Origin of the sequence: Pseudomonas sp. R4-39-08 (assembly GCF_003852275.1) — a bacterium.
GTDB lineage: Bacteria > Pseudomonadota > Gammaproteobacteria > Pseudomonadales > Pseudomonadaceae > Aquipseudomonas.
In genome coordinates, this window is record NZ_CP027733.1 from 3,574,178 (window position 1) to 3,598,855 (window position 24,678).

Here is a 24,678-nt window from a genome sequence, read left to right on the forward strand (position 1 = left end):
GGGCTTGCTCCCGATGGCGGTGGTTCAGTTAAACCACCTTTGACTGGCCCACTGCTATCGGGAGCAAGCCCCCTCCCACATTGGTTTTGTGTAGGGTAGAGAGGTCGCGGTAGCCGGCACCGGGGTGATTGGCGCCCAACCTCGGCCCCTCGCCAAACAACTTCTCGCGCAAGGTGCCCTGGGCGTATTCGGTCTTGTACACCCCGCGCTTCTGCAACTCCGGCACCAACAAATCCACCGCGTCGATGAAGGTTTCGTGGGTCAGCGCATAGGCCAGGTTGAAGCCGTCCACATCGGTCTCTTCCACCCATTCCTGGAGCAGGTCCGCGACCGTCTGCGGCCCGCCGACAAACAGCGGGCCAAAGCCACCGATGCCGACCCAGTCGGCCAGTTCATTCGGCGTCCAGACCTTGTTCGGATCCGCCGTGGAGAAGGCTTCCACCGCCGACTGGATGGCGTTGGTATGCACATGCTTGAGCGGTTCGTCGGGCCTGAAGCGGCTGAAATCGATACCGGTCCAGCCGGAGATCAGCGCCATCGCGCCTTCGTAGCTGACATAGGACTTGTAGTCGTCGAACTTGGCCTTGGCCTGCGCATCAGTCTCGCCGACGATCACCGTCTGCAGGTTGAAGATCAGGATTTTGCGCGGATCACGCCCGGCCTCGGCGGCGCGGCGGCGGATATCGGCGACGGTCTTTTTCAGCAGCACCTTGGACGGCGCGGCCACGAATACGCACTCGGCCTGTTCGGCGGCGAACTGTTTGCCACGGCTGGATGCCCCGGCCTGGTAGAGCACCGGCGTACGCTGTGGCGAGGGTTCGCACAGGTGAATGCCTGGCACCTGGAAGTGTTTGCCCACATGGCGAATCTCGTGGATCTTGCTCGGGTCGCTGAAAATCCGGCGTTCGCGGTCACGCAGCACCGCGCCCTCTTCCCAGCTGCCTTCCCAGAGCTTGTAGCAAACTTCCAGGTATTCCTCGGCGTAGTCATAACGTGCGTCGTGTTCGGTCTGGGCCTTCTGGCCGAGGTTCTTGGCGCCGCTTTCCAGGTAGGAGGTAACGATGTTCCAACCGATGCGGCCCTTGGTCAGGTGATCGAGGGTGGAAAGCCTGCGGGCGAACGGATACGGATGCTCGAACGACAATGACGCCGTCAGGCCGAAACCCAGGTGCTCCGTGACCAGCGCCATCGGCGTGATCAGCGATAACGGATCATTGACCGGCACCTGGGTCGCCTGGCGAATCGCCGCGTCGCCGTTGCCGTTGTACACGTCATAGATGCCCAGCACGTCGGCGATAAACAGGCCGTCGAACTTGCCGCGCTCAAGGATCTTCGCCAGGTCGGTCCAGTATTCCAGGTCTTTGTATTGCCACGAGCGGTCACGCGGGTGCGCCCACAACCCAGGCGATTGATGGCCGACACAGTTCATGTCGAAGGCATTCAAGCGGATTTCACGGGACATCAGAGCACTCCGTTGAGGTGGTAGTTGCCGACGACCTGGTATTTCCAGCGCAACGGGTCATCCACCGACGATGGCAGCGCGGTGCGTTGACCGGTCAGTTCGAATTCGGCATTACTGGCGACGATGAGGGCTTCGGCAGCCGCGATTTGCGCTTCGGCCAAGGCGACCGGGCTCGGATGGGTTTCGGCGCGTTCAAACAAAGCGGCGGCCACGTCGACGCGAATCTGCAAATCACCGAAGCGGCTGATTACGTAAGGGTCATCACTTTTTGCGACAAAACGTCGGGTACTTTCCAGCAGTTGGCGCGCCTGATTCAATGCGGTCATGGGTAAGGTTCCTCAGTTCCAGGCGTGGCGCGCAGGCTTCACGCCGTTGAGCACGAAGTTGCCGATCAGGTGGTACTTCCAGCGCGCCGGGTCGTGCAGGGTGTGGGTGCGCGCATTGCGCCAGAAGCGGTCGAGGTTGTGCTTGCCGGTCACCGAGCGGGTGCCGGCCAGTTCGAACAGCTTGCTGCTGGCGAGCAAGGCGGTTTCCGCCGACAGCACTTTGGCTTGGGCGACGACCAACGAGGCGTGGGCCACGCTGTCTTCGCTCGGCTCGGCCAGCGCCTGGTCCACTGCCTTGCCGGCTTTGGCGAGAATGGCTTCGGTGCCGTGCACGCGCCATTCCAGGTCGCCGATCGCGGCAATAGTGAACGGGTCCTGCCAGCCGTGTTCCTGCTGGCTGTCGATCCACGGACGGGCCTGGCGCGCGAAAATCTTGGCTTGCTCCAGGGCACCGAGGGCAATCCCGGTATCAACCGCCGCCTGGATTATCTGCGAAATCGGGCCATCGGCCGTGGGGTGATCGAAGGCCAGATGAGCGGGTATCACCGCGCTCAGTGGCAAGGTCACGCCGTCGAGGATGACGCTGCCGCTGGCGGTGGTGCGCTGGCCGAAGCCGTCCCAGTTGTCGATCACGGTCAGCCCTGGCGCATCGCGCTCGACAAACCCGATGAACGCCTGGCCGTTTTCGTTATTGCCGACAGTGGGCACGATATGGGCGAACAGCGCGCCGGTGCAGTAGAACTTCTCGCCGTCGATTTGCGCGGTGTCGCCATGAAAGCGAATCTGGGTATCGAAGGTGCCGGCGTTTTTGCTCTTGGCTTCGGAAAAGGCGTTACCGAACCGATAGCCGGCCAGGACTTTGCCGAAATAGTGACGTTTTTGCTCCTCAGTGGCGGTTTGCAGCAGGATATCCACCACGCCCAGATGGTTCTGCGGGATCTGCCCCAGGGACGGGTCGGCGGCGGAGATCAACTTGATCACTTCGGCCACCGTCACATAGGACACCCCGGCGCCGCCATAGGCTTTGGGAATGGTGATGCCCCACAGGCCGCTGGCGGAAAACTCGTCGAGTTCGGCAACGGGCAGGCGGCGGTCACGGTCACGCGCGCTGGCGTCGACGGCAAAATGTTCGGCCAGGCGCGTGGCGATCTCGATGGCCTCCGCGTCCGAGCGAATGATGTGGGCAGGGTGTTGAGGGTGGGCTGACATAAGCCGACTCCAGGCTCCGATTGGGATGACCTGTGTGACTGCAGGAGTCGTGCCTAAAGCCAATATCAAATAAATTCAATAAGTTACAATCGAATAGCACTCAGCCCGAATACAATAAATCAGCAAACTGTTCGTTGCCTGTTGTTCAGCGAACAGTGTAAGTCATTCCAGCGTTCGGCGACCGGGCTGGCAGAGGCGTTCCAAAACAGGGGATAACGGGCGAATGCGCGGGCCGACAGGCAGACTCCAAGCATGGAAGAGGTACCAAAACTACAACAGGAGTCTTGCCGGAAACCAAACGACTTTCACTTGGTCGGGTAGCCTTGTACTTTGTAAATGGCATCCAACGAGGCAAATATTGGTTCGCCCGCCAATCGCACTTCATAGGAAGCAGTGACTTCATGAATACTAAAAACGCGACGGTTCAGTGAGACGGTGTATTGTTTAACCTCTGTCACTTCAAAATCACTTAACAACGTGCCATCACCGCGGACTCTCCAATGGATTTGTTGCCCTGGCGCCATACCTTTAAAGGGGTTGATCACCAACACACCCTTACCGTCCACCATATCCTGATAATGAATAACGCCATTATGCAGGGGCTCGATAGCAGGTGCTGGAACCATGTTATCCAATTCAATATATATTTCGCTCATTAGACCATCTCCGTATGTTGAGTTAGGTAGCCAACTAAGAACGCTCGAGACGGACAAAACATGCAAGCATTCAAACACACGATGTTCTTTATGAAGACTACTCGGCCGATAATAAGCTGTTAATGCCGCCTTGACACCTGTGAACGTTGACAGTTGACAATGCAGTAGCTGCTTCAAATTAAAACTAAAGCACCACGTTGCGTACGAAACGCACGGCCACGTCGCCATCATTGCGATAAGCGTGGGCCTGACGGCTGGCAAACATGTAGAACTCACCCGCGGCAACATGTGTTTCCTGCCCGTCCAAAAGCAGGCTCAGGCTGCCTTCAAACACAAACACCTGCACGCTCCAGCCTTCCGGGTCCGGTTCGGGGCTGTAACTATCTCCTGACTCCAGGCGCATCTCCCACAACTCCACTTCGCGCCGGGCAGTGGCCTTGGCGAGCAGCACGGCCTTGCTGCCGGGGATGTCACCGGCCCAGGCCAGCTCATTGATGCGGCTGTGGTCGGGCGCATCCGGGGCCTGGATCAGGTCGCTGAACGCCACATCCAACGCTTCGGCCACGCGGTCGAGGGTGGAGAGGCTGACATTCTTCTCCCCCGCCTCGATCGCCACCAGCATGCGCCGGCTGACCCCGGACTTTTCCGACAGCGCGGTCTGGCTCAGGTCGGCGGCATGACGCAGGCGACGCACATTCTGGCTGACGTGTTGCAGGACCGAAGCCCGTTGCGGATTTTCTTTGTGCACTATATTGCTCAATGGGTGGGTGTGCGCAGTATACTGCCCAGGGTGCGGCGCATTGTGCGGTCCGTGCCTTTCCCTTGCAAGACCGAGCCGCCATGACTGCCCCGAACTCTCCTTCGCGTTTCAATCGCTTGCGCAAAGCCGAATGCATCCTGGTGGTGATCACCATGATCTGGGGCGCCACCTTTTTGCTGGTGCAGCATGCCATGGCCGTCAGCGGGCCGATGTTTTTCGTCGGCCTGCGGTTTGCGGCGGCGGCCATTGTAGTCGGCTTTTTTTCCTTGCGTACCTTGCGCGACCTGACCCTGTTCGAGTTGAAAGCCGGGGTGTTCATCGGCGTGGCGATCATGTTTGGCTATGGCTTGCAGACCATTGGCCTACAGAGCATTCCGAGCAGTCAGTCGGCGTTTATCACCGCGTTGTATGTGCCGTTCGTGCCGTTATTGCAATGGCTGGTACTGGGGCGGCGCCCGGCACTGCTGCCGAGTATTGGCATCATGCTGGCGTTTGCCGGGTTGATGCTGTTGACCGGGCCGGCCGGCGCTTCTTTCAATTTCAGCCCCGGTGAAATCGCCACGCTGATCTGCGCAATGGCGGTAGCCGCCGAAATCATTCTGATCAGCGCCTTTGCCGGGCAAGTGGATGTGCGTCGGGTAACCGTGGTGCAGCTGGCCACGGCGTCGCTGTTGTCGTTCCTGATGGTGGTGCCGATGGGCGAGGCATTGCCGGGCTTTTCGTGGTTGCTGTTGTTCAGTGCGGTGGGCCTGGGCTTGACCAGCGCGGTGATCCAGGTGGCGATGAACTGGGCGCAGCAGAGTGTTTCGCCGACCCGGGCTACCCTGATCTATGCCGGCGAGCCGGTGTGGGCGGGCGTGGTGGGACGGCTTGCCGGCGAGCGCTTCCCGCCGATTGCGATGGTGGGCGCGGCGTTGATTGTGCTGGCGGTGATTGTGAGTGAGATGAAAACCAAGGGGCAGAAGGCGCTCGAACTTCGAGCTGAGGTCGAGCAGGAACAACAGGGTTAAGCCTTGATGATCGTTCCCACGCTCCGCGTGGTAACGCCGACCTGGACGCTCCGCGTCCACATTGAGGACTGCGTCAGGGTGACGCGGAGCGCCTCGGGATGCATTCCCACGCGGAGCGTGGGAACGATCATCTTGTAGCTGCTTTCTAATGCTCTTGTAGGATCCTGCCACATCTTGCCGTTTGGTGATCACGAAAGCGGCACGTATGATGCATCCCAAACTCCCGCAGATTAGAAGCCTATGTCCCTGATAGTTCTACTGCTTCTGCCCTTCGTTGGCAGCTGTCTGGCGGCCTTGCTGCCGCACAACGCGCGTAACACCGAATCCCTGCTGGCTGGCCTGGTGGCCTTGGTCGGCACCGTACAAGTCGCCATGCTTTACCCCCAGATCGCCCATGGCGGCGTTATCCGTGAAGAATTCATGTGGTTGCCCAGCCTGGGCCTGAACTTCGTGCTGCGCCTGGATGGCTTCGCCTGGCTGTTCTCGATGCTGGTGCTGGGCATCGGTGCGCTGGTGTCGCTGTATGCCCGTTACTACATGTCGCCGGACGACCCGGTGCCGCGTTTCTTTGCGTTTTTCCTGGCGTTCATGGGCGCTATGCTCGGTCTGGTGATTTCCGGCAACCTGATCCAGATCGTGTTCTTCTGGGAACTGACCAGCCTGTTCTCGTTCCTGTTGATCGGTTACTGGCACCACCGCGCCGATGCGCGCCGTGGGGCCTATATGGCGCTGATGGTCACCGGCGCGGGCGGCTTGTGCCTGTTGGCCGGGGTGATGTTGCTCGGGCATATCGTCGGCAGCTATGACCTGGACCAGGTGCTGGCGGCGGGCGAGCAGATTCGCGCGCACTCGCTGTACCCGGCGATGCTGGCCCTGGTGTTGATCGGCGCCTTGAGCAAAAGCGCGCAGTTCCCCTTCCACTTCTGGCTGCCCCACGCCATGGCGGCGCCAACGCCGGTTTCGGCCTACCTGCACTCGGCCACGATGGTGAAGGCCGGCGTGTTCCTGCTGGCCCGCCTGTGGCCGTCGCTGTCGGGCAGCGAAGAATGGTTCTGGATCGTCGGCGGCGCCGGCGCCGTCACCCTCCTCCTCGGCGCTTACTGCGCCATGTTTCAAAATGATCTGAAGGGCCTGCTGGCCTATTCCACCATCAGTCACCTGGGGCTGATCACCCTGCTGCTGGGCCTCAATAGCCCGCTGGCGGCCGTCGCGGCAGTGTTCCACATCCTCAACCACGCCACGTTCAAGGCCTCGCTGTTCATGGCGGCGGGCATCATCGACCACGAAAGCGGCACGCGGGATATCCGCAAGCTCAGTGGGCTGGTGCGCCTGATCCCGTTCACCGCGACCCTGGCGATGGTGGCCAGCGCCTCGATGGCCGGCGTACCGTTGCTCAATGGTTTCTTGTCCAAGGAAATGTTCTTCGCCGAAACGGTGTTTATCTCGGCGACAAAATGGGTGGAAATCACCCTGCCGTTGATCGCAACCATCGCCGGCACCTTCAGCGTGGCCTATGCGTTGCGGTTTACCGTGGATGTGTTCTTCGGTCCGCCTGCCACCGACTTGCCCCACACGCCCCACGAACCCCCGCGCTGGATGCGCGCGCCGGTTGAACTGTTGGTGTTCACCTGCCTGCTGGTGGGGATCTTCCCGGCCCAGATGGTCGGCTCGATCCTCGCCGCCGCCGCGTTGCCCGTGGTGGGCGGCGTGCTGCCCGAGTACAGCCTGGCGATCTGGCACGGCTGGAACGCACCGTTGATCATGAGCCTGGTGGCCATGTGCGGCGGTGTGGTGCTGTACCTGATGCTGCGCAAACAACTCAAGCGTGGCCGCTTCGCCTACCCGCCCCTGGTCGGCTATTTCAACGGCAAGCGTGGCTTCGAGCGCTGCCTGGTGCTGATGATGCGCGGCGTGCGTCGCCTGGAAAAACGCATCAGCACCAAGCGCCTGCAAACCCAATTGTTCCTGCTGGTGATCGTCGCGGTGATCGGCGCCATGATCCCCATGTTCAACAGCGGCCTGAGCTGGGGCGACCGGCCGAAAATCCCCGGTTCCATCGTGTTCGTCACCCTGTGGTTGCTGGCGATTGCCTGCGCGCTGGGCGCCGCCTGGCAGGCCAAGTACCACCGGCTGGCGGCCCTGACCATGGTCAGCGTATGCGGCCTGATGACCTGCATTACCTTTGTGTGGTTCTCGGCGCCGGACCTGGCGCTGACCCAACTGGTGGTGGAAGTGGTGACCACCGTGCTGATCCTGCTCGGCCTGCGCTGGCTGCCACGGCGGATCGAAGAAGTCTCGCCGCTGCCCAGCTCGCTGCGCAAGGCGCGTATCCGGCGCCTGCGCGACTTTCTGCTGTCCACCGTGGTGGGCGGCGGCATGGCGCTGCTGTCTTACGCGATGCTGACCCGCCAGACGCCCAACGATATCTCCTCGTTCTACCTCAGCCGCGCCCTGCCCGAGGGCGGCGGCAGCAATGTGGTGAACGTGATGCTGGTGGACTTCCGCGGCTTCGACACCCTTGGCGAGATCACCGTGCTCGGCGCGGTGGCGCTGACCGTGTACGCGCTGCTGCGGCGCTTCCGCCCGTCGAAAGAAAGCATGGAACTGCCGCCTCAACAGCGCCAGCTCGCGCCCGATGTCGCCACCGACCTGGTCAACCCGCGCCAGGCCAGCGACACCGCCCTGGGCTTCATGATGGTGCCGGCGGTGCTGGTGCGCCTGCTGTTGCCGATAGCGCTGGTGGTGTCGTTCTACCTGTTCATGCGCGGCCATAACCAACCGGGCGGCGGCTTTGTCGCGGGGTTGGTGATGTCGGTGGCGTTCATCCTGCAATACATGGTGGCCGGCACGCAGTGGGTCGAGGCGCAGATGAGCCTGCGGCCGATGCGCTGGATGGGCTTCGGCCTGCTGTCGGCGACCCTCACCGGGCTTGGTGCGTTGTTCGCCGGGTACCCGTTCCTCACCACCCACACCTGGCACCTGAGCGTGCCGGTGCTGGGCGATATCCATGTCGCCAGCGCATTGTTTTTCGACGTCGGCGTATACGCCATGGTCGTCGGTTCGACCCTGCTGATGCTCACCGCCCTCGGCCACCAATCGGTGCGAGCGCACAAACCGAGCAACCAGCTCAAAGCCGTCGCCAACCCACAAGGAGCTGCCGCCTGATGGAAGAAGTCATTGCAATTGCCATTGGGGTGCTGGCGGCCTCCGGCGTCTGGTTGATCCTGCGGCCACGGACATTCCAGGTGGTGATGGGCCTGTGCCTGTTGTCCTACGGCGTCAACCTGTTCATTTTCAGCATGGGCAGCCTGTTTATCGGCAAGGAGCCGATCATCAAGGACGGCGTGCCCCAGGACCTGCTCAACTACACCGACCCCTTGCCCCAGGCGCTGGTGCTCACGGCGATCGTGATCAGCTTCGCCATGACCGCGTTGTTCCTGGTGGTGCTGCTGGCCTCCCGGGGCCTGACCGGTACCGACCATGTGGATGGCCGGGAGCCCAAGGCATGAATTGGGTCAATCAACTGATCGTTGCGCCGATCCTGCTGCCCTTGCTGACCGCCGCGCTGATGCTGATGCTCGGCGAGAAACGCCGCCCGCTGAAGGCAAAAATCAACCTGGTTTCGAGCATGCTGGGGCTGGGCATTGCCGTGCTGCTGTTGTACTGGACGCAAAAAGGCGGCCCCGGCTCGATCGGCGTATACCTGCCGGGCAACTGGCAAGTGCCGTTCGGCATCGTGCTGGTGGTGGACCAACTGTCGGCGCTGATGCTGGTGCTGACCGGGATTATCGGCGTGAGCGCGCTGCTGTTCGCCATGGCCCGCTGGGACCGTGCCGGCACCAGTTTCCATGCGCTGTTCCAGGTGCAGATGATGGGCCTGTACGGCGCCTTCCTCACCGCTGACCTGTTCAATCTGTTCGTGTTTTTCGAGGTGCTGCTGGCGGCGTCCTACGGCTTGATGCTGCACGGTTCGGGCCGCGCACGTGTGTCGTCGGGGCTGCATTACATCGCAATCAACCTGCTGGCGTCGTCGCTATTCCTGATCGGCGCGGCGATGATCTACGGGGTCACCGGCACGCTGAACTTCGCTGACCTGGCGCTGAAAATCCCGCTGGTGCCGGAGGCCGATCGCGGCCTGTTGCACGCCGGTGCGGCGATCCTGGCCACCGCGTTCCTGGCCAAGGCCGGTATGTGGCCGCTGAACTTCTGGCTGGCCCCGGCCTACTCCTCGGCCAGCGCGCCGGTAGCGGCGATGTTCGCGATCATGACCAAAGTGGGCGTGTACACCGTGCTGCGCTTGTGGACGCTGCTGTTCTCCGGCCAGGCCGGCGCTTCGGCGTTGTTTGGCGGTGACTGGCTGGTGTACGGCGGCATGGCCACGATTGTCTGCGCGGCACTGGCAATGCTCGCGGCGCAGCGCCTGGAACGCATGGCGAGCCTGAGCATTCTGGTCTCGGCCGGCATCCTGCTGTCGGCGGTGGGCTTTGCCCAGCCGAGCCTGACGGCGGGTGCGCTGTTTTATCTGGTCAGCTCCACCCTGGCGCTGAGCGCGCTGTTCCTGCTGGCTGAATTGATCGAACGCTCGCGCTCGGCCAATGACCTGCCGCTGGACGAAGAGATCGACGCACTGCCCAAGGCCATGGAATCCCTGCATCCACGGCCCGGCGTCAACCTCGACGATGAACAGAAAGCCGTGGTCGGCCAGGTGATTCCCTGGACCATGGCGTTCCTGGGGTTGAGTTTTGTCGCCTGCGCGCTGCTGATCATTGGCATGCCGCCGCTGTCCGGGTTTATCGGCAAGCTCAGTTTGTTAAGCGCGCTGGTCAACCCGCTGGGCCTGGGCAATGCGCTGGATGAACCCATTCGCCCGGCGGCCTGGGGCCTGGTGGCGCTGTTGATCCTGTCTGGCCTGGCCTCGCTGATCGCCTTCGCACGGCTCGGCATCCAGCGCTTCTGGACACCCGAAGAGCGCCCATCGCCCCTGCTGCGCCGCTACGAATGTATACCGATCTTCCTGCTGCTGGGCCTGAGCATCGCGCTGACCTTCAAGGCCGAGCCCCTGATGCGCTACACCCTGGCCACCGCCAACAGCCTGAATAACCCTGAGCATTACGTAATAGCTGTGATGGCGACACGTCCGGTCCCCAGCCCTGAAGCCAAGGCCGCCGCCCTGGAGGTACAGCCATGAAACGCCTGTTCCCCGCGCCGTGGCTGTCGCTGGCGTTATTGGGCTTATGGCTGGTGCTGAACCTGTCCATCAGCCCCGGCAACCTGCTGCTCGGTGCGCTGCTGGGCGTGCTTGCGCCGTTGATGATGGCGCCACTGCGCCCGCAACCGATCAGCCTGCGCCGTCCCGGCGTGATCCTGCGCCTGTTCCTGCTGGTGGGCCGCGACGTGATTGTGTCCAACCTGCAAGTGGCCTGGGGCGTCTTGACCTGTGGCTCACGCGCGCCGCGTTCGCGCTTTATCAAGATCCCCCTGGACCTGCGCAGCCCCAACGGCCTCGCGGCGCTGTCGATGATCACCACGGTGATCCCCGGCACCATCTGGTCCGAACTGGCGCTGGACCGCAGCATCCTGCTCTTGCACGTGTTCGACCTGGACGAGGAGGCGCCGTTTATCGAGCACTTCAAAGCCACCTATGAGCGGCCCCTGATGGAGATCTTCGAATGAGCGCCCTGCTCTCCAATGCGATCCTGTTCAGCCTGTTCCTGTTCAGCCTGGCGATGGTGCTGACCTTGATCCGCCTGTTCAAAGGCCCCTCGGCACAGGACCGGGTACTGGCGCTGGATTACCTGTACATCCTGGCGATGCTGATGATGCTGGTGCTGGGCATTCGCTATGCCAGTGACACCTACTTTGAAGCCGCGCTGTTGATCGCGCTGTTCGGCTTCGTCGGCTCGTTCGCCCTGGCCAAATTCCTGCTGCGTGGGGAGGTGATTGAATGATGCCGTTGTGGATGGAAATCGTCGTGGCCGTGCTGCTGGTGCTCAGTAGCGTGTTTGCGTTGATCGGAGCGATTGGCTTGCTGAGGATGAAAGACTTCTTCCAGCGCATGCACCCGCCAGCCCTGGCCTCAACCATTGGGGCGTGGTGCGTGGCGTTGGCCTCGATCATCTACTTTTCGGTGCTCAAGTCCGGGCCGGTGTTGCACGGCTGGTTGATCCCGATTCTGTTGTCGATCACCGTGCCGGTGACCACCTTGCTATTGGCCCGTACCGCGCTGTTCCGCAAGCGCATGGCCGGTGACGACGTGCCCGCCGAGGTCAGCAGCCGCCGTTGATTTAAAATGTGGGAGGGGGCTTGCTCCCGATAGCGGTGGTTCAGTCAGACCATCTGTGACTGACACTCCGCCATCGGGGGCAAGCCCCCTCCCACATTTGGTTTTGTGTCAGGCGAAAGATCTGGTTCCCCCCAACCTTTTTAGCCCAGTTGCTCACATAGAAATGCGCTGCTGGCGACCCTGGAAGTCGGGTGGAACGCCAACACACGCGTTGCCACCAGCAGATAGGCGACTTCTTCCGACGAGATGAACGCCATGCCGCCCATGAGTTCGAAGGCACGCGTGCCGATACGATTGACCGCTTCCTGCACCGAGAAGCGTGTGGCCTGTGCACGCGCCAGGTCGGCGCGCAAGAAGCGGTTTTCGTCTATCGAAGTGGCCAACCCCTGCAACGCCATCGTCGCCCCTTGCAGGTCGATCAGCAACAGTGCCCGGTCTTCCGGCGAACCTTTAGCCGCCGTCAAAGCACGCGAGACCAACGCGGACGCCATGCCCAGGTAGGACGCCGCAGCCAGCAGCTGGAACCAGATCGCAAACAGGTGGTTACCCATCCCCTGTTGATCCTCATCGAGCTGCTCATCCACCGTGTTGCTGAAATGCATCATGGACTCGGGAACCACCAGGTTATTGAAGATGACCTCATGGCTGTCCGCCGCTTGCAGATGAGGAACGCCCCAGAACTTCTTACGCTCGATACGTGGATCACCCGCCAACCCCGCGCCGATGCCAAGATGCGTGCGGCCTTCTGGATCGATGTAATTGACGCCAAACGTGATCACGTCGAAGTGATGGGTCATCGTGCAGGGTTTCTTACTGCCATTCACGACATAGCCGTCGGCGGTTTTTTCCACGGTCATGGTCGAGGCCAGAATATCCGAATGCGCACGCCCTTCGGCGAACCCGGACGCCACCAACAAGTCGTTGCGTGCAACCAGGCTCAACAACTTCTCAAGATCAGGAAAGAAATAACTGGCGGCCATCATGCCGGCGATGGTGTGGTGGTGCATGGTCATCATCACTGCCAGTGAAGGGCAATGTGCGCCGACCCACGTGTGCAACTGCGCCAATTGGCGTGCACTGACACCCCCACCACCCAGCGCTTCGGCAATGGCAAGCCCAGGCCGGCCAACGGTGCGAAACAGATCGGCCAGTCGTTGGGACGGGCCCTGTTCCAGTTCCAAAAGCGATGCGGACTCAAGAAAGGTTGCCAATTGCGGTAGCAGTTCAAATGCAGTGGTTCGTTCTTCTGTCAACAACATAGCGTTAACCCCTTCGATGGTTCATGCAGTATCCCGATTCACACTAACGGAGTGCCGGCATATTTACTTCACGTAATGGCGCGCATAGCGCTGATCTATATTCGATAACGGCATCAACACAAAGAAGTCAGCCGTATGAAAATCACAGTCCCAGGCCGGGTCGCCACATACCCAGGCACCACCGCGCAAATAACCTTTTAATAAGGGTGGCATGGGCACAGGTTTTTCATTTTTAACGTCATGAAGTGCAAAGGGTATATGAGGGGTAACACGGTATTCAGACGGCGCGAATTGTTTGGGTGTAATTGCACGATAAATGGCCGACGCTTGGTAACCGCCATCGGCCAAACTGACGCTGGCGCACCCCATTAAATAATCACATCCTTTACGTTGCATGTAGGCTATCAAGCCCGACCACAGCATCATGATCACGCTGCCGCTGCGGTAGTCAGGGTGCACGCAGGCATGCCCCACTTCGGTAATACGATCGCGCAAATGATCCAATCGGCTCAGGTCGAATTCCTTTTCCGAGTAGTATCCCAAGTGTCGGGCTGCCGTAGGACTCATTAAGCGATAGGTACCGACCACACAGCCAGTCGTGATGTCCCGTACTATAAGATGGTCGCAATAATCATCAAACTCATCGGCATTCAAACCTTGCGCGTTCGTAAGTGCCGTCGCCTGAAAAGTTTCATTGAATACTTTATAACGAAGGGCTTGTACTTCTCGCAGTTGCTCTGACGTACTGGCGAGGCCGACGATCAACTTACCGCCATGCGGCGGCAAGCCTGAACCCGCGTTTCTGGTTTCTGTAAGCATTTGCATATAGTTTCCCTTCTTACAACGACAAGTAATAAACAAAACATTAGCTGCCCTGCTTGAGGGGAGACTGTAAGGAAACTCTGAAACCTCGGGTTAATTCGGCAAGACTATAATCAAAGCGAAAGTCAACATTTTGACCGCCAGTCAGTTCCGACAGTGTTTAGGGTGTTGCTTGGAAAATGGCTGCACACCCTTCGGCGGTTGCTGCAAATTCATCGACCGCGTTTCGCGGCCCGGTTAAACTCCGAGCGCATAATGCCCGCACCTGGGTAGCGGGCGTTTTTTACGCCTGATGTAAAATGTGCAATCGATGCCAGGCGATGGATCGCATTCGTGCCGCCCATTTTGCCACCTTCCAGGAATCGAGCGATGAGCAACGCCTACACCCCCGCCACCGCCGCAGCCGACGTCGAAACCACCCTCGCCTGGCTCGGCGGGCGCTGGAAGCTGATCATCCTGTTCCACTTGTTCGGTGGCCAGGTACAGCGCTATTCCGACCTGGAGCGGCTGATCCCGGATATCTCGCAGAAGATGCTCGCTCAACAACTGCGCCAGCTTGAAGCCGACGGCCTGGTGCACCGCACGGTCTACCCGGTGGTGCCGCCCAAGGTCGAATACCGCATGACCGAATGGGGCCAGAGCCTGTGCCCGGTGCTCGATGGCCTGCTCAAATGGCAGGCGGTCAAGCCGGCGATTTAGACCGTGGGCACGGTACCGCCGTCGATCACGTACTCGGTGCCGCTGATTGTAGTGACCGCGCACCCCGCAGCGGTCGAACTCATACCAGAATCTCCAATACAGCGATCCTGTCGTCTTCCAGGCCGAAGACATACCGCAAGTCCAGCGGGCTTCCAGGAAAGTCGCCGACCAGATGGCTGGTGACCACGGTTTTGTCGCCCTGTACTTCACAGGCGAAGGGTTCGCTGGTGTAGGTGTACTTGTCGGCGGTGCCGTCCTTCCAGGCCTGGATAGCTGGCAACCCAATATAAGTGTGGCCCTCGTCCTTCACCACCGCGTCGGCGGTGAAACATTCGCTGAAATCGCCTGTTTTGGCGGCGTCGGCGGCAAAGTAACGGGCGATGGCTGGGGCAAGCGCGAGGGTCATGGTGGGTATTCCTGAAGATTGGATAGGACTCCAGCATAGAAACCGGCACGACTCGCCACAAGAACGCACGAAAAGGTAATGGACTTACTGCAAAGTAAGTATGAGGCAGGCCCAAGTATCAAAGCCTGCTCACACAATTGATCGTTCCCACGCTCTGCGTGGGAATGCCGCCTGGGACGCTCCGCGTCCCTCTATGCGTACGGGTGACGCAGAGCGTCACGGGATGCATTCCCACGCGGAGCATGGGAACGATCGCCCCGAACCAGTCGGGGCGTTTTTCGTTCAGCGTTTACCGATCAGGCCTGATCAGCCAACCGCCACGTCGTCCCACCCTTCCCGTCTTCCAACACCACACCCATCGCGGTCAGTTGGTCGCGGATACGGTCGGATTCCGCCCAGTCCTTATTGGTACGCGCCGCCAGACGCGCCTGGATCAACGCATCCACCTGCGCCGCATCCACACGCCCTTCGGCGCCGGCTTGCAGGAAGTCATCGGCCTCCATCTGCAACACGCCCAGCACGCTCGCCAGTTCTTTCAGGCGCGCCGCCAGACCCGCCGCCGCGTCGAGATCAGTCTCACGCAAGCGGTTGATCTCACGCACCATCTCGAACAGCACCGCACAGGCTTCCGGCGTGCCGAAGTCGTCGTTCATCACTTCGGTAAACCGTGCCACAAACGCTTCGCCGCCGGCGGGGGCCACGGCAGGCAAGCCTTTCAACGCATGGTAGAACCGCTCCAGGGCGCCCTTGGCGTCCTTGAGGTTGTCTTCCGAGTAGTTGATGGCGCTGCGGTAGTGGCTGGACACCAGCAAATAACGCACAACCTCCGGGTGGTACTTTTCCAGCACGTCGCGGATGGTGAAGAAGTTGTTCAAGGACTTGGACATCTTCTCGCCATTGATGCGGATCATGCCGCAGTGCATCCAGGCATTGGCGTAAGTCTTGCCGGTGGCCGCTTCGCTCTGGGCGATTTCGTTTTCGTGGTGCGGGAACTCCAGGTCGCTGCCGCCGCCATGAATGTCGAAGGTCTCGCCCAGGCAGCAGGTGGACATCACCGAGCATTCGATGTGCCAGCCCGGACGCCCGGCGCCCCACGGCGACTCCCAGCTCGGCTCGCCGGGCTTGGTGGCTTTCCACAGCACGAAGTCGAGTGGGTCCTGCTTGGCTTCGTCGACTTCGATGCGCGCGCCGATGCGCAGGTCTTCGATTTTCTTGCGCGACAGCTTGCCGTAGCCCATGAACTTGGCGACGCGGTAGTACACGTCGCCGTTGCCCGGGGCGTAGGCGTAACCCTTGTCGATCAGGGTCTGGATCATCGCGTGCATGCCAGGGATGTGGTCCGTGGCGCGCGGTTCCATGTCCGGCTTGAGGATATTGAGGCGCGCCTCGTCCTCATGCATGGCGGCGATCATGCGCTCGGTCAGCGCGTCGAACGCCTCGCCGTTTTCATTGGCGCGGTTGATGATCTTGTCGTCGATGTCGGTGATGTTGCGCACATAGGTCAAGTCATAGCCGCTGAAACGCAACCAGCGGGTCACCAGGTCGAAGGCAACCATGCTGCGGCCATGGCCGATATGGCAGTAGTCGTACACGGTCATGCCGCACACGTACATGCGCACCTTGTTGCCATCCAGCGGCTTGAAGACTTCTTTGGTCTTGCTGAGTGTGTTGTAGATCGTTAGCACAACGGCTTCCTTAGAGAATCACTGGCCCCACGAATCACGCAAGGTCACGGTACGGTTGAATACCGGATGACCAGGTTTGGAGTCCTTGATATCCGCGCAGAAGTAACCTTCGCGCTCGAACTGGAACCGATCTTCCGGCTGTGCGTCGCCAAGCGATGGCTCGGCACGACAACCCGTGAGAACTTGCAGCGAATCTGGGTTGATGTTGTCGAGGAAGCTTGCGCTGTCTTCGGCTTTCTCAGGGTTCGGCGAGCGGAACAGCCGATCGTACAGGCGCACTTCGCACTCGATGCTGGCAGCGGCCGGGACCCAGTGGACCACGCCCTTGACCTTGCGGCCTTCGGGGTTCTTGCCCAGGGTGTCCGGGTCGTACGAGCAGCGCAGTTCGACGATGTTGCCATCGGCGTCCTTGATGGCCTCATCGGCACGGATCACGTAGCTGCCGCGCAGGCGCACTTCGCCGTTGGGTTCCAGGCGTTTGTAGCCCTTTGGCGGCTCTTCCATGAAGTCATCGCGGTCGATGTAGATTTCACGGGCGAATGGCAACTTGCGCACGCCCAGCTCTTCTTTCTGCGGATGACGCGGCAGTTCGAGGTTTTCGACCTGGTCTTGCGGGTAGTTGCTAATCACGACCTTCAACGGACGCAACACGCACATGGCACGCGGGGCATTGGCGTCGAGGTCCTGGCGGATGCTGAACTCGAGCATGCCGAAGTCGACCACGCCGTCGGAACGGTTGGTGCCGACCATCTCGCAGAAATTGCGGATCGACGCCGGGGTGTAGCCGCGACGGCGAAAGCCAGACAACGTCGACATGCGTGGGTCGTCCCAGCCAAATACGTGCTTTTCATCCACCAGTTGCTTGAGCTTGCGCTTGCTGGTGATGGTGTAGTTCAGGTTCAGGCGGCTGAACTCGTACTGGCGCGGCTGTGCCGGCACCGGAAGGTTGCTCAGGAACCACTCGTACAGCGGACGGTGGCTTTCGAACTCCAGGGTGCAGATGGAGTGAGTGATGCCTTCGATGGCGTCCGACTGACCGTGGGTGAAGTCATAGTTGGGGTAGATGCACCACTTGTCACCGGTCTGGTGGTGGTGGGCATGGCGGATGCGGTACATGATCGGGTCGCGCAGGTTCATGTTCGGCGAGGCCATGTCGATCTTGGCGCGCAGCACGCGGGCGCCGTCCGGGAACTCACCGGCGCGCATGCGGGCAAACCAGTCGAGGTTCTCTTCTACCGAACGGTCGCGGAACGGGCTGTTCTTGCCCGGCTCGGTCAGGGTGCCGCGGTATTCCTTGGCCTGTTCCGGGCTCAGGTCGTCGACGTAGGCCTTGCCGGCCTTGATCAGCTCGATGGCCCAGTCGTGCAACTGGTCGAAATATTGCGAGGCATAGCGCACTTCACCGGACCATTCGAAACCGAGCCACTTCACGTCGCTTTCGATGGCGTCGATGTATTCCTGGTCTTCCTTGGCCGGGTTGGTGTCGTCGAAACGCAGGTGGGTGACGCCGCCGAATTCCTGGGCCAGGCCGAAGTTCACACAGATCGACTTGGCGTGACCGATGTGCAGGTAGCCGTTGGGCTCTGGCGGGAAACGGGTGACGATCTGCGTGTGCTTGCCCGAATCCAGGTCCGCCTGGATGATCGGGCGCAGGAAATTGACCGGGACGGCAGGTCCGGCCTTGGAATTCGAGGTAGGGTCGACAGTGGGCTTGCTCATAGGATCCTTGAACAGACAGGTTCGTGGCCGGGTGAGGCCAGATAAAACAAAGGGCTTATCATAGCCGAACCTGTCAACCGCCTGACAGAGCGCGGTCAAAAACTGCTGCTTTAATTGTCTTGGCGGTAAAAAACCACCTCGAAATTCCTGCAGGGCACGCTAAACTGCGCGACTTGGCCGCCGTTTAGCCAGGCAGGTAAAGCGTTTATTCGCCCAACCCCACGAATTCCCTGAAAAGAGTAGTGAACATGACTCAAGTCAAACTGACCACCAACCACGGTGACATCGTCATCGAGCTGAACGCCGAGAAAGCGCCGATCACCGTCGCCAACTTCATCGAGTACGTCAAAGCCGGCCACTACGAAAACACCGTTTTCCACCGTGTCATCGGCAACTTCATGATCCAGGGCGGCGGTTTCGAGCCCGGCATGAAAGAGAAGAAAGACAAGCGTCCAAGCATCCAGAACGAAGCGGACAACGGCCTTTCCAACGACAAGTACACCGTCGCCATGGCCCGTACCATGGAGCCGCATTCGGCCTCCGCGCAGTTCTTCATCAACGTGGCCGACAACGCCTTCCTCAACCACAGCGGCAAGAACGTGCAGGGTTGGGGTTACGCGGTGTTCGGTAAAGTCACCGCAGGCACCGACGTTGTCGACAAGATCAAAGGCGTGTCCACCACCTCCAAGGCCGGCCACCAGGACGTTCCAGCCGAAGACGTGATCGTCGAGAAAGCCGAGATCATCGAAGCGTGATATTGCTGATTTCAGATTTGCATCTGGAAGAGGAGCGCCCGGACATCACCCGGGCGTTTCTGGATCTGCTCCACGGCCGCGCCCGTGGCGCCCAGGCGTTGTACATTCTGGGCGACTTCTTCGAAGCCTGGATTGGCGACGATGGGATGACACCGTTCCAGCGCTCGATCTGCGCCGCACTGCGCGAACTGAGCGACAGCGGCACCCCGATTTTCATCATGCACGGCAACCGCGATTTCCTGATCGGCAAGGCGTTCTGCAAAGCGGCAGGCGCAACGCTGCTCAAGGACCCGAGTGTCGTGCAGCTCGCCGGCGAACCCGTGCTGCTGATGCACGGCGACAGCCTCTGCACCCGCGACCTCGGCTATATGAAGCTGCGGCGCATTCTGCGCAACCCGATGGTGCTGTTCATCCTGCGCCACCTGCCCCTGCGCACCCGCCACCGGCTGGCACGCAAGCTGCGCAGTGAAAGCCGGGCGCAAACGCGCATGAAGGCCAACGACATTGTCGATGTGACCCCCGAGGAAGTGCCACGGGTCATGCAACACTTTGGCGTACGCACCCTCGTTCACGGCCACACCCACCGCCCCGCCATTCATAAGCTGCAGATTGGTGACCAGGCGGCCAGGCGCATTGTGCTGGGGGATTGGGACAAGCAAGGGTGGGCGTTGCAGGTGGATGAGCAGGGCTTTCAACTGGCGGCGTTTGACTTCGTCAACCCACAGTTGGCATTGCCTGGCGCCTAAACGTCAAACACCACCTATTGATTTAAACAGAGATCAAAATGTGGGAGGGGGCTTGCTCCCGATAGCAGCGGGTCAGTCAGCCAATCTGTAACTGACCCACCGCTATCGGGAGCAAGCCCCCTCCCACATTGGATTGCATTCCAACCTCCGCGGGTCAGTGCCCGGACGCCTCCGGCCCGGCCTTGGCGCCAAACGGCGGTTTGGCCAGCCACACCAACAGCATCAACCCCACGAAGACCCACCCCATCAACGTGAAGTAATCCACGGTAGACATCATGTACGCCTGGCTGGTGAGAATCTGGTCCAGTTGCGCATAGGCCTTGTGCCCTGCCCCACCCAGCGCCTGCACGGCATCGCGCGTGGTCGAGTCATAGACGGTCATGTTCTCGCTCATGTAGGCATGGTGCTGGTCCGCCCGGCGAATCCAGATCCAGGTGGTCAGCGACGCCGCGAAGCTGCCGCCCAGGGTCCGCAGGAAGGTCGCCAGACCGGCGCCGTCGGCAATCTGTTGCGGCGGCAGGTCGGACATCAGGATGCTCAAGGTCGGCATGAAGAACAGCGCCACGCCGATACCCATGAACAACTGCACCAGGGCGATGTGCTGGAAATCCACCTCGTTGGTGAAGCTCGCACGCATGAAACAGCTCAAGCCCATCGCCAGGAATGACAGCCCCGCCAGCAGGCGCAGGTCGAACTTGTGCGCGTACTTGCCCACGAACGGCGACATCAGCACCGGCAGAATACCGATCGGCGCCACCGCCAAGCCGGCCCAGGTGGCGGTGTAGCCCATCTGGGTCTGCAGCCATTGCGGCAGGATCAGGTTGATGCCGAAGAAACCCGCATAGCCGCCGACCAACACAATGGTGCCGATACGGAAGTTACGGTAGGCAAACAAGCGCAGGTTGACCACCGGGTGCTTGTCGGTCATTTCCCAGATGACGAATACCGCCAGGGCGATCACCGAAATGGCCGCACCGATGATGATGAAGTTGGACTCGAACCAATCCAGGTCATTGCCCTTGTCGAGGATGATCTGCAAGGCGCCGACGCCGACGATCAGGCTGAGCAGCCCGACGTAATCCATCGGTTGGTGGCTGGTCTGCACCGGGCGTTTCTTGAGCTGCGCACGCACCACCATCACCGCAAAGATGCCGATGGGCACGTTGATGAAGAAGATCCATGGCCAACTGTAGCTGTCGGTGATCCAGCCGCCGAGGATCGGCCCGGCAATCGGCGCCACCACCGTGACCATCGCCAACAGGGCCAGGGCCATGCCGCGCTTGGCCGGCGGGTACACCGCAATCAGCAAGGTTTGCGTCATCGGGTACAGCGGCCCGGCAACCAGGCCCTGCAGCACGCGAAAGCCGATCAACTCGGGCATCGAGGTGGAAATACCGCACAGGAACGACGCCAGCACGAACAGCAGGGTCGCCCACAGAAACAGCTTCACCTCGCCGAAGCGCCGGCTCAACCAACCGGTGAGCGGCAAGGCAATGGCGTTGCTCACCGCAAACGAGGTAATGACCCAGGTGCCCTGCTCCGAACTCACGCCCAGGTTGCCGGAAATGGTCGGCAACGCCACGTTGGCGATAGTGGTGTCGAGCACCTGCATGAAGGTCGCCAGCGACAGCCCGATGGTGGCCATCACCAGGCTTGGCGGCGTGAACGAGGCGTTATTGCTCATCAGCGTTGCGCAGCCTTGGGAGCGGCGACGCTGTTGTCATGGATCAACTGGTTGATCATGGCATCGGCTTCGGCCAATTGGCGGTCATACACGTTGGTGGTAAACGAGGCCTTCTGCGGCGCCTGTTGCGCCAGCACCGGGCCGCTCTGGTCGTGCAGGTCCACGTTGACCACGGTACTCAAGCCGACCCGCAACGGGTGCTTGGCCAGCTCTTCGGCGTTGATATGGATGCGCACCGGTACCCGCTGCACGATCTTGATCCAGTTGCCGGTGGCGTTCTGCGCGGGCAGCAAGGCAAACGCGCTGCCAGTGCCGGCGCCCAGGCTGTCGACGGTGCCGCTGTACTTCACATCGCTGCCGTAAATGTCCGATTCGATATCCACCGGCTGGCCGATGCGCATATCACGCAGCTGGGTTTCCTTGAAGTTGGCATCGATCCACAGCTGGTCCAGCGGAATCACCGCCATCAGCGCGGTACCCGGTTGCACGCGCTGGCCCAGTTGCACGGTGCGCTTGGCCACATAGCCTGTGACCGGTGCGATCAAGGTGCTGCGCGCATTGGCCAGGTACGCCTGGCGCAGTTGCGCGGCGGCGGCCTGCACATCCGGGTGGGACGAAATCACCGTGTCATCCACCAGGGCATTGCTGGTTTTGAGTTGCTGCTCAAGGTTGGTCAAGGCGTTTTTGGCGGCGGTCAGGCTGTCACGGGCGTGGGACAATTCTTCCTGGGAGATCGCCCCGCCCTGAGCCAGGGTCTTACGCCGGTTGTAGTTGTCCTGGGCGGTCTGCACGTCCGCTTTCTGCGCGTTGACCTGGGCTTTCATCCCATCGACATTGCTGTACAAGCCGCGGACCTGGCGCACGGTGCGGGCCAGGTTGGCCTGGGCACTTTGCAGGCCGACGGCGGCGTCGTTGGGATCGAAGTTGACCAGCACCTGGCCTTCATGGACCAGGTCGCCATCATCGGCGCCGATACTGACCACGGTGCCGGTGACCAGCGGGGTGATTTCCACCACGTTGCCATTCACATAGGCGTCATCGGTGCTTTCGTTGAAGCGCCCGTAGAGCTCGTACCAGGCCCAGACGCCGACGACACCGAGGATGACGATCAGCGCCAGGCCGATCAGCATGACTTTGCGTTTGCGCGGGTTGTTGTCTTTGGTTTGTTCGGGTGCGGTGTTGCTGTCGGCAGTGGCCATGACAAATACCTCAAATTATTCCGTGCGGTTGGCTGGGGTGGTCGCGGCCACGTTGCTGGCGTTGAACCCGCCACCCAGGGCCTGCATCAATTGAATCGACAGATCGATCTGCGCAGCATTCAAGGTCGCCAATTGACGCTGGGCCTGCAGCAATTGCTGCTCGATGCTGAGCACATCCAGATAGTTACCGATGCCGGAGCTGTAACGTTGCACCCCGGTGTCGTAAGACTGCTGGGCGATATCGGCGGCGTGTTGCTGCGCCTGGATCTGCCGCCCGGTGTCGCGCAGTTGCGACAGGGTGCTGCCGATGTCGCCCAGGGCTTGCACCAGGGTTTTGTTGTACTGGGCCACGGCCAGGTCGTAATCGGCGTCGCGGGCGTCGAGGTCGGCGCGCAGGCGGCCACCGTCGAAGATCGGCAGCGAAATCGTCGGCGCGATATTGAAGAAGCGGCTGGCCGAACCGAACATGGCGTCGCCCAACAACGATTCGGCGCCGGCGCTCGCGCTCAGGTTGAGGTTGGGGTAGAAACGGGTCTTGCTGGCGGCGATGTCCTTGCTCGCAGCTTCTACCCGCCAGCGCGCGGCGACCAGGTCCGGGCGCCGGCCGAGCAGCTCGGCGGGCAACACCGACGGCACGGCGACCGCCGTGGGTTTCAATACATTCGGGCGCGCCAGTTCGTTGCCACGGTCCGGGCCTTTACCGAGCAGCACGGCCAGGGCGATCTTGGCGCTTTGCAGTTGTTTTTCCGCATCGATCAACTGCGACTGGGAGCTGGCTTCCAGGCTTTCGGTTTGCTGGTATTGGTATTCGCTGTCGATGCCGGAACTCAGGCGGCGCTTGCTCAGGTCGAGCATCTGGCGGGTGCGCTTGAGGTCGTCGGCAGCCAGGTCACGCACGATATGCGCCTGGCCCAGATCGCTGTAGGCCTTGGCGACGTTGGCGGCCAGGGTCAGGCGCGCAGCCTGCTGGTCGACTTCGGCGGCGCGGGCCTGGCCCAGGGCGGCTTCCCAGGCGGCGCGCTGGCCGCCCCACAGGTCGAAGTTGTAATTGAAGCTGGCGCCGATGTTGCGCACCGTCGAATAGGCATCGCCCTCCCCGCGCGGGTCCTGGTCCTTGGCCAGCCGCGAACGGCTGACACCAGCGCTGGCATCCACGGTGGGCATGCGCGCGGCGTTGGCGGCATAGGCCGCAGCTTCGGCCTGGTGCGCACGGGCACTGGCGACCTGCATGTCGGGGCTGTGTTGCAGGGCTTCCTGGATCAGGCCGTCGAGCTGTGGGTCGCCGAGGCTTTTCCACCAGTCGGCGGCCGGCCAGGCGGCGCTGGACAGGCTGACACCGCTCAGGGATTTGCCGGTGTGCAAGCTATTGGCGTCGAGGCGTTTGCCTTGGGTATCAAGGCCGCTGTAGTTGGCACAACCGGCCAACGTCATCGCCATCAGCACCAGGCTGAATGCGCGTGTGTTCATCATTGTCCTACCCGCTGAAGGGTGATGGGATCACCCGCAGCTATCAGAATTTTCTTGAGGATCCGCTCCAGGGTTTCCAGCTCGCCCGCCTCAAGCACACCGGCCAGTTGGTTAAGGGCCTGGGCACCGATCTGCGGCAGCATGTCTGCCAGGCGCTGGCCGTCGGCGGTGAGCACCAACTGCACCTGGCGGCGGTCCAGGTCGGAACGCTTGCGGCTGAGCAGCTTTTTCTGCTCCAGCCGGTCGAGCATGCGCGTCATCGAGCCGCTGTCCAGGGACAGGTTGCGACATAGCTCGGCCGGTGTGTCGACACCGAACTGGGCCATGATGATCAACACCTTGAACTGCGCGGCGGTAATGCCGTGGGGTTCCATATGGGTGTCGATGATGCGGTCTTTGAGGATCGCAGCGCGGCCCAGCAACAGCCCGAGATGGCAGTTGTGGAAGTTTTCAGGGGTGAAATGCGGCATCGGAAGTCACCTTATTACTGCCTAGGCAGTGAATGTGTGACGAGATATTACTGCTTAGGCA

General features: G+C 61.1%; 24 protein-coding genes. 10 read left to right on the forward strand and 14 right to left on the reverse strand.

Annotated elements, in window-relative coordinates; genetic code table 11:
- Positions 1–28: 28 nt before the first annotated feature.
- The 5 genes from C4J88_RS16530 to C4J88_RS16550 all read right to left on the reverse strand — a co-directional run bounded on the left by C4J88_RS16530 (position 29) and on the right by C4J88_RS16550 (position 4,401).
- Positions 29–1,462: an LLM class flavin-dependent oxidoreductase gene (locus C4J88_RS16530; RefSeq protein WP_124407572.1), complete on the reverse strand. Its 1,434-nt coding sequence runs from the start codon at positions 1,460–1,462 to the stop codon at positions 29–31.
- Positions 1,462–1,788 (reverse strand): acyl-CoA dehydrogenase, encoded by a 327-nt coding sequence (locus C4J88_RS16535; RefSeq protein ID WP_124407573.1) that lies wholly within the window; start codon positions 1,786–1,788, stop codon positions 1,462–1,464. Before C4J88_RS16535 ends, C4J88_RS16530 begins: the two co-directional genes overlap by 1 nt.
- Positions 1,789–1,800: 12 nt before the next feature.
- Positions 1,801–2,997: an SfnB family sulfur acquisition oxidoreductase gene (locus tag C4J88_RS16540; protein ID WP_124407574.1), complete on the reverse strand. Its 1,197-nt coding sequence runs from the start codon at positions 2,995–2,997 to the stop codon at positions 1,801–1,803.
- A gap of 305 nt (positions 2,998–3,302) precedes the next feature.
- Positions 3,303–3,653, reverse strand: coding sequence for a hypothetical protein (locus C4J88_RS16545; RefSeq protein WP_124407575.1), 351 nt, complete (start codon positions 3,651–3,653; stop codon positions 3,303–3,305).
- Positions 3,654–3,837: 184 nt separating this feature from the next.
- Positions 3,838–4,401: a helix-turn-helix domain-containing protein gene (locus C4J88_RS16550; RefSeq protein WP_124407576.1), complete on the reverse strand. Its 564-nt coding sequence runs from the start codon at positions 4,399–4,401 to the stop codon at positions 3,838–3,840.
- Positions 4,402–4,493: 92 nt separating this feature from the next.
- Between C4J88_RS16550 and C4J88_RS16555 the strand changes: the two genes are divergently transcribed.
- The 7 genes from C4J88_RS16555 to C4J88_RS16585 all read left to right on the forward strand — a co-directional run bounded on the left by C4J88_RS16555 (position 4,494) and on the right by C4J88_RS16585 (position 11,706).
- Positions 4,494–5,423 (forward strand): DMT family transporter, encoded by a 930-nt coding sequence (locus tag C4J88_RS16555; RefSeq protein ID WP_124407577.1) that lies wholly within the window; start codon positions 4,494–4,496, stop codon positions 5,421–5,423.
- A gap of 240 nt (positions 5,424–5,663) precedes the next feature.
- Positions 5,664–8,588: a monovalent cation/H+ antiporter subunit A gene (locus C4J88_RS16560; protein ID WP_124407578.1), complete on the forward strand. Its 2,925-nt coding sequence runs from the start codon at positions 5,664–5,666 to the stop codon at positions 8,586–8,588.
- Positions 8,588–8,932, forward strand: coding sequence for a Na+/H+ antiporter subunit C (locus tag C4J88_RS16565; RefSeq protein ID WP_124363330.1), 345 nt, complete (start codon positions 8,588–8,590; stop codon positions 8,930–8,932). Before C4J88_RS16560 ends, C4J88_RS16565 begins: the two co-directional genes overlap by 1 nt.
- On the forward strand, positions 8,929–10,611 hold the full coding sequence (locus C4J88_RS16570) for a monovalent cation/H+ antiporter subunit D (RefSeq protein WP_124407579.1): 1,683 nt from the start codon (positions 8,929–8,931) through the stop codon (positions 10,609–10,611). The genes C4J88_RS16565 and C4J88_RS16570 overlap by 4 nt, the downstream gene beginning before the upstream one ends.
- Positions 10,608–11,096, forward strand: a complete 489-nt coding sequence (locus tag C4J88_RS16575) for a Na+/H+ antiporter subunit E (RefSeq protein WP_124371101.1) — start codon at positions 10,608–10,610, stop codon at positions 11,094–11,096. Before C4J88_RS16570 ends, C4J88_RS16575 begins: the two co-directional genes overlap by 4 nt.
- Positions 11,093–11,371, forward strand: coding sequence for a K+/H+ antiporter subunit F (locus C4J88_RS16580; RefSeq protein ID WP_005789171.1), 279 nt, complete (start codon positions 11,093–11,095; stop codon positions 11,369–11,371). The genes C4J88_RS16575 and C4J88_RS16580 overlap by 4 nt, the downstream gene beginning before the upstream one ends.
- Positions 11,368–11,706 (forward strand): Na+/H+ antiporter subunit G, encoded by a 339-nt coding sequence (locus tag C4J88_RS16585; protein ID WP_124367455.1) that lies wholly within the window; start codon positions 11,368–11,370, stop codon positions 11,704–11,706. Before C4J88_RS16580 ends, C4J88_RS16585 begins: the two co-directional genes overlap by 4 nt.
- A 140-nt stretch (positions 11,707–11,846) precedes the next feature.
- Here the strand turns inward: C4J88_RS16585 and C4J88_RS16590 are convergent, their stop codons facing one another.
- The gene (locus tag C4J88_RS16590) at positions 11,847–12,965 is read right to left on the reverse strand and encodes an acyl-CoA dehydrogenase family protein (protein ID WP_124407580.1); all 1,119 of its coding nucleotides are present in this window, start codon (positions 12,963–12,965) and stop codon (positions 11,847–11,849) included.
- Positions 12,966–13,028: 63 nt separating this feature from the next.
- Complete coding sequence (locus C4J88_RS16595; RefSeq protein ID WP_124407581.1) at positions 13,029–13,790, reverse strand: GNAT family N-acetyltransferase; 762 nt, start codon at positions 13,788–13,790, stop codon at positions 13,029–13,031.
- Between the two features lie 366 nt (positions 13,791–14,156).
- Here C4J88_RS16595 and C4J88_RS16600 point away from each other — a divergent pair, with 366 nt between their 5' ends.
- The gene (locus C4J88_RS16600; protein ID WP_124367459.1) at positions 14,157–14,486 is read left to right on the forward strand and encodes a helix-turn-helix domain-containing protein; all 330 of its coding nucleotides are present in this window, start codon (positions 14,157–14,159) and stop codon (positions 14,484–14,486) included.
- A 79-nt stretch (positions 14,487–14,565) separates the two neighbouring features.
- Here C4J88_RS16600 and C4J88_RS16605 read toward each other — a convergent pair whose 3' ends face one another.
- From C4J88_RS16605 to C4J88_RS16615, 3 genes are all read right to left on the reverse strand, one after another.
- The gene (locus C4J88_RS16605; RefSeq protein ID WP_124407582.1) at positions 14,566–14,892 is read right to left on the reverse strand and encodes a nuclear transport factor 2 family protein; all 327 of its coding nucleotides are present in this window, start codon (positions 14,890–14,892) and stop codon (positions 14,566–14,568) included.
- A gap of 296 nt (positions 14,893–15,188) precedes the next feature.
- Complete coding sequence (gene cysS / locus C4J88_RS16610) at positions 15,189–16,577, reverse strand: cysteine--tRNA ligase (protein WP_124407583.1); 1,389 nt, start codon at positions 16,575–16,577, stop codon at positions 15,189–15,191.
- An 18-nt stretch (positions 16,578–16,595) separates the two neighbouring features.
- Complete coding sequence (locus tag C4J88_RS16615; RefSeq protein ID WP_124407584.1) at positions 16,596–18,296, reverse strand: glutamine--tRNA ligase/YqeY domain fusion protein; 1,701 nt, start codon at positions 18,294–18,296, stop codon at positions 16,596–16,598.
- A gap of 248 nt (positions 18,297–18,544) precedes the next feature.
- Between C4J88_RS16615 and C4J88_RS16620 the strand changes: the two genes are divergently transcribed.
- Entirely contained in the window at positions 18,545–19,051 is a 507-nt protein-coding gene (locus C4J88_RS16620) for a peptidylprolyl isomerase (RefSeq protein ID WP_065877469.1), read from the forward strand.
- A complete protein-coding gene (gene lpxH, locus C4J88_RS16625; RefSeq protein ID WP_124407585.1) occupies positions 19,048–19,797 on the forward strand; it encodes a UDP-2,3-diacylglucosamine diphosphatase in 750 nt (249 codons plus the stop codon). The genes C4J88_RS16620 and lpxH overlap by 4 nt, the downstream gene beginning before the upstream one ends.
- Positions 19,798–19,951: 154 nt before the next feature.
- On the opposite strand, the gene C4J88_RS16630 is transcribed toward lpxH, so the two are convergent.
- The 4 genes from C4J88_RS16630 to C4J88_RS16645 are packed head-to-tail and all read right to left on the reverse strand — an operon-like array spanning position 19,952 to position 24,617.
- Entirely contained in the window at positions 19,952–21,481 is a 1,530-nt protein-coding gene (locus C4J88_RS16630) for a DHA2 family efflux MFS transporter permease subunit (protein WP_124367467.1), read from the reverse strand.
- Entirely contained in the window at positions 21,481–22,680 is a 1,200-nt protein-coding gene (locus C4J88_RS16635; RefSeq protein ID WP_124404577.1) for an efflux RND transporter periplasmic adaptor subunit, read from the reverse strand. Before C4J88_RS16635 ends, C4J88_RS16630 begins: the two co-directional genes overlap by 1 nt.
- A 15-nt stretch (positions 22,681–22,695) precedes the next feature.
- On the reverse strand, positions 22,696–24,147 hold the full coding sequence (locus C4J88_RS16640) for an efflux transporter outer membrane subunit (RefSeq protein WP_124407586.1): 1,452 nt from the start codon (positions 24,145–24,147) through the stop codon (positions 22,696–22,698).
- Positions 24,147–24,617: a MarR family winged helix-turn-helix transcriptional regulator gene (locus C4J88_RS16645; RefSeq protein WP_124371113.1), complete on the reverse strand. Its 471-nt coding sequence runs from the start codon at positions 24,615–24,617 to the stop codon at positions 24,147–24,149. The genes C4J88_RS16640 and C4J88_RS16645 overlap by 1 nt, the downstream gene beginning before the upstream one ends.
- Positions 24,618–24,678 lie beyond the last annotated feature (61 nt).